The following is a 10,795-nucleotide window of genomic DNA, read 5'->3' on the forward strand; positions in this document are numbered from 1 at the left end:
CTGATATACAAACATCTTGGCGTTTTAAGATGCTTCAGTTTGTGCATTTTCCTTTGCACCCAGCTTTCGTTTGGTCAAAATGATATAAGCTCCACGGAAAAGGTACAGGCCATTTTTGATGAATTCATGGTTCATCGCCATCAAAACAAGATTGAAAAAGCCTTGGAAACCTTGGATCAGGCGGCTGAAATTGCCGAGAACAATGAGGATGCCAAACTTTTACTGGATACCTACCATCAATACGCCCGTTTATTCCTTGAAGAAGGTGAGCGGGAAACCACTATTTTTTATTGGGACCGGGCCAGTATTCTGTTAAAGGACCTTTCCTACTCGTACGGACAAGCTTTTCACAACTATCTGGATGCTGCGCTTCGATATGATGAAGGGAACAACTTTCAATCCCTTAAACTATTGGAAGAATCCAGAAAGCTTAGCAACAACCGGAATTTGGGGAACAATATCTTGCTATTGGAGGCTTATATCTTCACCAATATTGAAAAGTACGAAGATGCCATTAAAAACCTCCATGCATTAATTGTCAATTCTGATGATAAGGAGCGTGCCTATTTGGCTACCAAAGCAAATCTTCAGTTGGCCAAAATAAGCATGGAACTCGACGATTTGGAAGAAGGGGTGATCCACTCCCAAGCAGCATTGGAACTTGCGGAAAAGCACAGTTTTTTCAAGGAAGTAAAAGCTGCCAATCAGAGCCTGTCCTCCATTTATGAAAAAACAGGGGACTATAGCCAGGCCTTAAACTATACCAAAGTACTTGAGAAAATTAGAGATTCTATTTTCAACATTGAAAAGGTGCAATTGGAAACCAAGACCGCAGATAAAATTAGGTTTGAGCACCAAATGAACGAAATCAACAAGCTCACGGCCAAAAATGAAGAGTTAAGTGAATCCAAGAACCGTTCTGAGATAACTGCCATTTTAACATCTGCATTTTTAACGATAATCTCGCTCTTGGCGGTTTCGTTATTCCGGAACAACCAAATAAAGCTCAAGACCAACGATTTATTGTACACCAAGAACAAGGAATTGGAGCTTGCCCGTGATTCTGCAGTTTCTGCCATGGAGGCCAAGACCAACTTCCTATCTACAGTAACTCACGAATTGCGAACTCCATTATACGCGGTAACTGGGCTTACACACTTACTTTTGGAGGAAAACCCCTCAGATCATCAAAAGGAACATCTAAAATCCCTTAAATTCTCAGGGGATTATCTGTTGAATTTCATCAATGACATCCTTCAGATCAACAAAATTGATGCAGACAAGCTGGAACCGTTGAATATTGAGTTCAAACTGCACAAAGTTCTAGCTGATGTTGTGGATTCGCTACAGCAAAATGCCAGTGAAAACAACACTAGTCTGGTACTGGATTATGATCCAAATATTCCGCAGCAGTTGTTGGGTGACCCAATCAAGATTTCTCAAATTTTCATGAATTTGGTTGGCAACGCCCTAAAATTTACCAAAGATGGCAAGGTCGAGGTCATTGCCAAAATGTTGCGTAAAGAAGAGGAAGAGGTAAAATTGTACTTTGAGGTCAAGGACAATGGTATCGGTATATCAGAGGATCAGCAGAAAAACATTTTTGACAGCTTTGAACAAGGATCTATCCAAATTAACAGGGAATATGGTGGAACAGGACTTGGATTGACCATTGTGAAGAGTCTGCTTGGACTCTTTGGCAGTAAAGTTCACCTAGAAAGTGAACTGGGCCATGGAAGTTCCTTTTTCTTTGAATTGGATCTAAAATGCGATAACAACGCCTTGGACGAAGTGGCCTTTGAACTGAATCCTGAAGAATTCAATTTTAAAGGATTGCATGTACTTGTTGTGGAAGACAATAAGATCAATCAGGTCATCACCAAAAAGATGCTTACCAAAAAGGAAATTACCTGCGATATTGCCAACAATGGTAATGAAGCCATTGATTTGGCGAAGGCCAACACCTACAATGCCATTTTAATGGACATTCATATGCCTGGTATTAGCGGTGAAGAAGCCACAAGACAGATCAGAAAGTTTGATGACGAAATCCCCATTATTGCACTAACGGCCATTTCGTTGGATGATAGTTTGGATAGTTTCTACGAAGCAGGCTGCAATGATGTGGTGACCAAACCTTTTAAACCTGAGGTTTTCTATCAAAAAATTGGGGAGAACATCTTCAAGAAAAAAATGGAAGGCTTGGTTTAAAATTGACTTTCAACTACTTCTTTCAACAGGTTTTCATCTTCCAGATTAAAATCATGCGCAATCTCCAAGTAATATAGTGGCTCCACCCTTCCATAAAGTCGAACAAAGTCCTTTTCCGTAGTGAGTACGGCATCGTAATGCTTGAACTTTTCAATCTCATCAGACGAAAAGTTGTGATGATCCCCAAAGGCCAAGTGCTGAAAATCGATTCCTATATCCCTTAAATACTGAACCAAAGGTTCAGGTGAGGCGATGCCGGTCACCAAAGCAATTTTCTTGTCCCCTAATTTTGAAGGAGCAACTTTGTTGCCTTTCCCATCTTTAAGCTTTTCAGCATAGGAAAGGTGGGAGAAAAGAAGCTGTTGATGAGGTTTTGGCTGTATAAGACTAGTAATGGTATCCTTTTCCGTTTTGGGCAGGATTTTAGGACATTTAGTAACCACAATAACATCTGCCCTTCTAGCTTCACGCTTGGCATCCCTTAAATTACCTGTTGGCAAATACCAGCCCTTGGGATACAACTGACCATAGGCGGTCAACAAAATGGAAAATTTGGGCTTTACCTTTCGATGTTGAAAAGCGTCATCCAAAAGAATCACATCTGGTTGTACCATTTTTTCGAGTTGCGCAATTCCATTTCGCCGGTCTGCGTCAACCGCTACGTAAATATTCGGGAATTTTTGATGGATTTGAAAAGGTTCATCACCCAAATCAGCCACTGTTGAAGAAGGGTTTGCCAGCAAAAACCCCTTGGACTTTCGCTTATACCCCCTGCTCAAAACAGCTATTTTATGGTTTGACAAAATACGAATTAGATATTCTATCATAGGAGTTTTACCTGTTCCTCCTACGCTCAGGTTGCCCACGCAAATGGTAGGAGTTTCATAGGAAATGGACTTAAAAACACCCCAATCGAACAAATAATTTCGAACATGGACGATCAAGGCGTAGATCAGGGAAAACGGAAACGCTATTTTCCGGAGGAATTGAAGCATAGGGCGAAAATATAATATTTTATCTTTAGCCCATTAAGAAGAACTCTATGACCGTACAGGAAATTGCAACTATTCTGGAAGAATTGGCCCCCCTACCCCACGCTGAAGAATTTGATAATGTGGGATTATTAGTGGGCGACCACAAACAAGAAGTTACAGGGATACTGGTAACCTTGGATACCTTGGAAGTGGTTGTTGACGAAGCCATCTCCAAGAATTGCAACCTCATAGTAAGCTTTCATCCCATAATTTTTAAAGGACTTAAAAAAATCACAGGAAGTACCTACGTTGAGCGTGTAGTACTTAGGGCTATTGCAAACAACATTGCCATCTACAGTATGCATACCGCGTTGGATAACAGCAAAATGGGGGTCAACGCCAAAATTTGTGAGGTGCTTGGCATCAAAAACCCAAAAATCCTGATACCCAAGCAGGGAACCATCAAAAAACTGATCACATACACTCCTTTGGAAGCTGTGGACACGGTTAAATCAGCTTTGTTCCAAGCAGGGGCCGGTGAAATTGGAAATTATAGTAATTGTAGTTTCAGCACAGACGGAACAGGAAGCTTTAAACCAGGAGATGCTACCAACCCATCTGTGGGCAATATTGGACAAGTACATTATGAAAAAGAGGCACAAATCCATGTAATCTTTTCCTTTGAAAAGGAAAAAGCAATCCTCGATGCCTTGTTTACTAACCATCCTTATGAAGAAGTTGCCTATGAGATTACAACCCTTCAGAACGTAAATCAAGATATAGGTATGGGTATGGTGGGAGTGTTGGAAAGTGAAATGCAGGAAACCGAGTTTCTTCGGCACTTAAAGAAAAAAATGAACGCATCGGTGGTCCGGCATTCCGAGTTATTAGGAAAAAAGGTGAAAAAAGTCGCTGTTTTAGGGGGCAGTGGCGCTTTTGCCATTAAAGCCGCGTTGAAGTCGGGAGCTGACATATTTGTAAGCTCTGACATCAAATATCACGAGTTTTATCAAGCTGAAAAGCGATTGGTCATTGCCGATATTGGGCACTTTGAAACTGAGCAGTTTACAAAAGATTTATTGGTTGATTATCTTATCAAAAAAATTCCTAATTTTGCAATCTCTTTATCGGAGAGCATTACAAATCCCATCAAGTATTTATAATATATGGCGAACAAAAGTGAAAACACCGTGGAAGAAAAGTTAAGAGCTTTATATGATCTACAACTTATCGATTCCAGGGTTGATGAAATACGCAATGTTAGGGGCGAACTTCCTTTGGAGGTACAGGACTTGGAAGATGAGGTACTGGGGCTTAAAACCAGAATGGACAAGCTAAAGACCGACGTTGAAACCGTAAATTTTGAGATTGCTGCCAAGAAAAATCTCATTGAGGAATCCAAAGCATTGATCAAAAAATATGCTGAACAACAAAAGAATGTTCGCAATAGCCGTGAGTTTAACTCTTTGAGCAAAGAGGTAGAGTTCCAAGAACTGGAAATTCAATTGGCTGAAAAGAACATTAAAGAATTTAAGGCCCAAATAGAGCAGAAAAAAGAGGTCATTGCCGAAACCAAGGAAAAATTGACCGAAAGAGATGGTCACCTTAAACATAAAAAAGGTGAATTGGACGCTATTTTGGCCGAAACTGAGAAAGAAGAGAAAGCACTATTAAAGAAGTCTGAGGAATTTGAGGAGAAAATCGAAGAGCGCTTGATTCAGGCGTACAAGAGAATCCGCCATAACGTGAAAAATGGTTTGGCCGTGGTTCCGGTTGAAAGGGGCGCTTCCGGTGGTTCTTTCTTTACCATACCTCCCCAAGTTCAGGTTGAGATTGCTTCCAGAAAGAAAATCATTACTGATGAACATAGTGGAAGAATCTTGGTAGATCCACTATTGGCTGAAGAAGAGCAAGCAAGGATGCAAGCATTGTTTGCCAAAATCTAATTTGGACCGTAAAGTAAAATGAAAGCCACCTTTTAGGTGGCTTTTTTATTGTCTAGCAGTCTTAAGATCGTTTTTTCCACTTCCTTGGAATCCCAGTTGGACTCGATATCCGGAAGTTTCATAACCTCTTGCATTATTTTTTCTTGCTCATCCCCAATGGCCAGTGCTTCAGCATAAGGCCTATCCGAAAAAGTAACCCTACTATATACCGGTATCCACTTATCCGGGTGCTTGGCTGCAAAATGCTTTTCTATTTTCTTTTGCAATAAGAACATGGTATCGGCAGTTTTACTGCTCATTTCCATAAAATTTCGATAACTGAGCTCGGCAATGGCATCGGCATTGGGTTTGCGTATTTTTTGATATTCTACAAAAATGCGCTCCCAATCATCCCCATACTGACCCATCAGCTCGTCCAACTGATATATATCTTCAAATCCAGCATTCATACCCTGTCCATAAAAAGGCACAATGGCATGTGCCGAATCCCCAACGAGGGCAACCTTGTTCCAATAAGTCCAAGGATAACATTTCATTGTCACCATGGCACTGGTGGGGTTCTTAAAGAAATCCTGGGTAAGATTCTCTATCTCCTTTCGAACATTGGGGAAGTAGGTTTCGAAAAAAGCCTTCGCATCTTCCTCGGTTTTTATCCTATCAAAAGAAATGTCACCCTCAAAAGGTAGGAACAGGGTACAGGTGAAACTCCCATCAATGTTGGGCAAGGCAATAAGCATAAACTTGCCCCTTGGCCAAATATGGAATGAATTTTTACCCAATTTATGGCTGCCATCCGGATTCGGTGGGATAGTAAGCTCCTTGTAGCCTACATCAATAAAGTTCTGCGAATAATCAAACCTACTCCGGCGTTGCATTTTATGCCGGACCCGGGAAAAGGCCCCATCACATCCAAAAATCAGGTCAAATTGGTACTCCTTCCAAGCACTTTTAACAGTTTCACCAGTATATATCTTAGCTTCCGGAAGATCCACATCCCACACTTTTTCGTTGAATCGAAACTGTGTCCCAGCTTCTTCGGCCAAATCGATCATTCTCCTATTGAGGATTCCTCTGGAAATGGACCAAATGGCTTCCCCGTCTTTGCCATAGTTCTGATAATAAACAGGCTTGTCATAGACATGCATAGCCCTCTTGTCCATGGGAATGGCTATTTCCCTAATACTCTCTTCTAGCCCTACTTTACGGAGCGACTTCCAGCCCCTATTGCTCATGGCCAAATTAATGGACCTACCTGAGAATTCTATAGTCCTGATATCCGGTCTACGATCAAACACCGTTACCGAATGTCCTTTTTTTCTTAAAAATATAGCTAAGAGGGAACCCACCAATCCTGAACCGATGATGGCAATATTTTTTGAAGTCTGTGTCATATGCCCGTGGGCCTATTCTTGTTAAGCTATAAAAGTACGGAAAATAGGCAGTATTTCATGCGCTACGATCTTTCCGACATAGTTTCATTTTTTGTGGGAAGATGTATGTTTTCAATGGGAAAACTTAATGTAGAGAGTTTTTTGGATTCACATAAACTTTTGGCACCATAGTTGCCGTATATATATTAAATATTCCGCTTCGGCGTCTCTATATATAAAAAGTCCTTCACAATTTATTGCGAAGGACTTTTTCCCTTTTAAGTGAAGTTCTATTCCAAAATACCGTCAACTATACCGTATTCCACAGATTCATCGGCTCCCATCCAATAGTCGCGGTCAAAATCTTTCATCACCTTGTCATAATCCTGTCCACAGTTATCCGCTAGAATTTTAGCCCCTAATTCTTTGGTCTTGATGATCTCCTTGGCTTGTATTTCTATATTGGAAGCCTGCCCTTGGGCACCACCGCTAGGTTGATGGATCATCACCCGGGCGTGAGGTTGTATAAATCGCCTTCCCTTTTCCCCTACTGAAAGTAAAATGGACCCCATGGAAGCTGCCAATCCGGAACATACCGTTGATACTGGACTTTTTATTTGCTTTATGGTATCATAAATAGCAAAACCTGAGGTTACATACCCTCCAGGACTATTTATGATTAGTTGAATTTCATCATTGCTTTGAAGATCCAAATACAACAAGCGATCAATAACATGTTTTGCCGAATCATCATCCACCATTCCCCATAAAAACACCTTGCGCTCTTCCAATAATTTCTCTTGGACCAATTCATTAACCTTACCTTTTTTTGAACTCATTCTTTGTGTTTTGTAAAGTTTCAAAATTAATCAAATTATAGGTACCAAATTCTTTAACCCAAGGAAATATCCATGGCAAAACGGATTGGCACTTATGCATTAAAAATGGTAGCAAAACGGCCCCTCATCGATAATTTATATACGTTGACCGATAAAATTAGTGATATAAGTACTTGATTGACAGTTATCTATGATTTTGTCACCTTATCGAAAATTGGGTCGTACATCGATTTATCCAACATCTATGTCGTGTAACTTTCCTATTCCACTACATCCTGCATTTCTTTGAAACGAATTATGAACCCAAATCTTAATAATTCCAATCCAACAGTGAAAACCTTAACCTACAGCGATTTACATCAAATCACATTTTTCGTGACTCAATCCTAGCAGGTTAGGCTTTCATAAAGTTTGGACGATCTAATAAGTGATCATCTCAAATCTAAACCTATGAAGAGCAAAACTACTTCTACATTTAAACCGGTAATTGTTTCTTTCTTACTCTTGTTCTCGTTCAGCATGATGGGGCAGGTTAAAAAAGCATTTACCCCGAGGTATTCAGAAACCATTAAGGGAGATGTGACAATCATCGCCAATAATGTACTTTCACGTCATGCCACAAACTCGTACAACGGAACGGATGGTAACCACGATTTCTCAAACAATGTTTTTGTAGATATTGATTCGGATGCCTCCACCTTTAATTCCAGTAGTGCTAATTTCTCAAATCCAGAACCGAGCCTTAGCTGTTTGAATTTCAAAAAGGTTTTGTTGTACTGGGCAGCGGCTGACAAAGAATATTCTGTTGACGACAATACGGGTGATGGTGGTTCTGAACCCGTTTGGAATTACAACCAGGTAAAACTCATGCTCCCTGGTCAATCTTCATACAGCACGGTTACGGCTGATGAAGTAATCTATAGAGGAAGGGATGAACATTTTGTAAATGACCCTTATATCTGTGTCAAGGATATAACCTCAGATGTATCAGGTTTGGGCAATCCCTATGGAAATTTCCAGGTGGCCAATGTGAAAGCTACAGAAGGAGATCTCTATTCACATACAGGTTCGCATACGGGTACCTCGGGAGGGTGGCAAATTGTGTTTGTCTATGAAAACCCGAGCATGATTGGAAAAAACATAACCCTTTTTGACGGTTATGTGCATATTACCCAAACACAAGGAGAAGTGGAATTCGATTTTAATGGGTTCCAAACCGTTCCTACAGGAAATGTAAATGCAGATATTGTTCTTGGATCCTTTGAAGGAGATAGGGATATCTCTGGAGACCAGTTACAAATCTTCGATACCAATAGTACTTGGTCCAACATCTCCACCCCAATTAGAAATAGCAACAACTTCTTTAATAGTCGAATTACCATAGATGGAGCCGATTTCACAGATAGAAATCCAGCGAGTACCAACACCTTGGGCTTTGATGCTGCCGTTTTTGATTTGCAGAATACAGGTAACAAGTTTATAGACAACAACCAAACATCAGCTACCCTGAAAATTACCTCGGACCAAGAAAGTTATGGTCTTTATTTGCTTGGATTAAGTGTAGAAGTTTATGAACCCAGCCTTGGCGCCTTGAACTTTACTTCCTCCACTTCAGGTACAGGTTTTAACCCAGGAGATAATGTTCAAATGACACTTAGCGTTGAAAACTCCGGAAACGATGATATCCAAAACTTGGAAATTTATACCACCCTTCCACAAGAGGTGGATTTTGTGGATACCGAGACCTTGCCGACTGGAGTGACGTACAATTTTAATACTTCCACAAGAGAGTTGCGCTTCTTTATTGCAGATGGCAATACCGATGTAGGAGATCCTTTGTATACTTTGGATTTTAATGTTCAGATCAAGGACCAGTGCCATTTCTTGGAAACTGCTTGTTCTGCAAACTTCGCCATGCAAGCCACTGCAACATTTAGTGGGGTAACCAATACCAATCCAGTGGTGGCCCAAAGTTCAGGAACACTTGACAGTTGTGGTATCGGTAACTTTGACCCTACTGTGGTAGATATCAATGAACCCAATCAGGTAAACTGGTCAACAGGGGCCAATGCATTGGACACTACCGTTTCCTGTGATGATACTGATGCTTTGAATGCGGCTCAAATCCTTGAGCCAGCTACAGAATTTTGCAATTTCACTTTGAACAAGGTTGCAGGTAGTTTTGTTGCAAACCCAAGTTGTCCTGGAGAAGGAACTTATACAAATACATGGACTTTCACAGATGCCTGCGGAAGAACCAGTGATACGTTTACCCAAGTCATTACAGTGGAAGATAACACTGCACCAACCTTTGTGGAGACATTGCCAACAGATACTACGGTTTCCTGTGATAGCGTACCGGTGGCAGATATATTGACAGCTACGGACAACTGTGACAACAATGTGTCCGTGATCTTTGATGAACAGATTACTGACGGTGATTCTTGCCCTTCCGATTATACCATAACAAGAACTTGGTCTGTGGAGGATTGTGCCGGAAACACTACTGAGCATGTACAGACAATTACTGTGGAGGACACAACTGCACCTACCTTCGTGGAAACGCTTCCTTCGGATACGGTTGCTGCTTACAATGCGATTCCAAGTGCAGAAACACTCACTGCAAATGACAATTGTGATACAAATGCCACTGTAAATTTTTCTGAAAGCTATGTTGGAGATAATACAAGTACTACTTATACCATTGTTAGAACATGGACAGCCTCCGATTGTACGGGAAATTCCGTTGATCATACCCAACAGATTTTTGTTACTGAAAATGGAGACCCTGTTGGTTTATACATAAATGATATTACTGTAGATGAGGATGCCGGAAACGCCGCTTTGGAAGTATTCCATGTTGGGGAAGTTATTGGAGGTTTTACGGTAAATCACACCACTGCTGATGGAACAGCGGTAGAATCCCTGGATTACAGCCTAACTTCTGGCACATTGAATTTTAATGGAACGCACGGGGAATTGGTTTCAATTTCAGTTCCGATTAATGACGATAATGTTATTGAAGCAACAGAAGCTTTCACGGTTGAATTGACTAATGGTAGCAATACACCTGTTATTAATGACAACTCTGGAGAAATAACTATAAACGACAACGACGGTGGGGCCGGGAACGGGGTGTCCGTTGCGGGCTTCAGCGTGGACGAGGACGCGGGTACCGCCGACTTTGTACTGTCGCTCAACGCGGATGTACAGGGCGGGTTCAATGTGGACTTTGACATTACAGATGGAACTGCAATCGCAGGCTTGGACTATACCGTGGCCTCGGCCTCCGGGAACATCGCATTTGCCGGTAACGCCGGGGAACAGCACAGCGTGACCGTGACCATACTTGACGATACACTTATCGAGAACAGCGAGGACCTGTCCATCGCGCTCTCCAACCTTTCAACGGGGCTTATCTCCATTGTGGGGGCGAACGCAGTTGGTACCATAAA

At 41.3% G+C, this 10,795-nt stretch carries 7 protein-coding genes; 4 read left to right on the top strand and 3 right to left on the bottom strand.

The window, feature by feature from the left end:
- Positions 1–39 precede the first annotated feature (39 nt).
- A complete protein-coding gene (locus FGG15_RS19505; protein WP_313791006.1) occupies positions 40–2,211 on the top strand; it encodes a tetratricopeptide repeat-containing hybrid sensor histidine kinase/response regulator in 2,172 nt (723 codons plus the stop codon).
- Here the strand turns inward: FGG15_RS19505 and lpxK are convergent.
- Entirely contained in the window at positions 2,208–3,206 is a 999-nt protein-coding gene (gene lpxK / locus FGG15_RS19510) for a tetraacyldisaccharide 4'-kinase (RefSeq protein WP_138839458.1), read from the bottom strand. The two genes, FGG15_RS19505 and lpxK, sit on opposite strands and share 4 nt — an antisense overlap.
- A 47-nt stretch (positions 3,207–3,253) precedes the next feature.
- On the opposite strand from lpxK, the gene FGG15_RS19515 reads away from it, so the two are divergent.
- Positions 3,254–4,348 carry a Nif3-like dinuclear metal center hexameric protein gene (locus FGG15_RS19515; protein ID WP_138839459.1) on the top strand — a complete coding sequence of 365 codons (1,095 nt, stop codon included), beginning with the start codon at positions 3,254–3,256 and terminating at the stop codon, positions 4,346–4,348.
- 3 nt (positions 4,349–4,351) lie between these two features.
- On the top strand, positions 4,352–5,131 hold the full coding sequence (locus FGG15_RS19520; RefSeq protein ID WP_138839460.1) for a zinc ribbon domain-containing protein: 780 nt from the start codon (positions 4,352–4,354) through the stop codon (positions 5,129–5,131).
- A 32-nt stretch (positions 5,132–5,163) separates the two neighbouring features.
- On the opposite strand, the gene FGG15_RS19525 is transcribed toward FGG15_RS19520, so the two are convergent.
- Together FGG15_RS19525 and FGG15_RS19530 are read right to left on the bottom strand one after the other, a co-directional pair.
- On the bottom strand, positions 5,164–6,522 hold the full coding sequence (locus FGG15_RS19525) for an FAD-dependent oxidoreductase (RefSeq protein ID WP_138839461.1): 1,359 nt from the start codon (positions 6,520–6,522) through the stop codon (positions 5,164–5,166).
- A gap of 269 nt (positions 6,523–6,791) precedes the next feature.
- Positions 6,792–7,340, bottom strand: a complete 549-nt coding sequence (locus tag FGG15_RS19530; protein ID WP_138839462.1) for a ClpP family protease — start codon at positions 7,338–7,340, stop codon at positions 6,792–6,794.
- Positions 7,341–7,790: 450 nt separating this feature from the next.
- Between FGG15_RS19530 and FGG15_RS19535 the strand changes: the two genes are divergently transcribed.
- Positions 7,791–10,795 (top strand): Calx-beta domain-containing protein (locus tag FGG15_RS19535; RefSeq protein ID WP_313791007.1); only part of this gene is annotated, 3,005 nt, incomplete at its 3' end.

The organism is Flagellimonas algicola (assembly GCF_005937185.1).
Lineage (GTDB): Bacteria > Bacteroidota > Bacteroidia > Flavobacteriales > Flavobacteriaceae > Flagellimonas > Flagellimonas algicola.

Bases quoted from the DNA above. Each gene is read 5' to 3' on its own strand.
- lpxK (WP_138839458.1), bottom strand. From the start codon at position 3,206: ATGCTTCAATTCCTCCGGAAAATAGCGTTTCCGTTTTCCCTGATCTAC.
- FGG15_RS19515 (WP_138839459.1), top strand. From the start codon at position 3,254: ATGACCGTACAGGAAATTGCAACTATTCTGGAAGAATTGGCCCCCCTA.
- FGG15_RS19520 (WP_138839460.1), top strand. From the start codon at position 4,352: ATGGCGAACAAAAGTGAAAACACCGTGGAAGAAAAGTTAAGAGCTTTA.
- FGG15_RS19525 (WP_138839461.1), bottom strand. From the start codon at position 6,522: ATGACACAGACTTCAAAAAATATTGCCATCATCGGTTCAGGATTGGTG.
- FGG15_RS19530 (WP_138839462.1), bottom strand. From the start codon at position 7,340: ATGAGTTCAAAAAAAGGTAAGGTTAATGAATTGGTCCAAGAGAAATTA.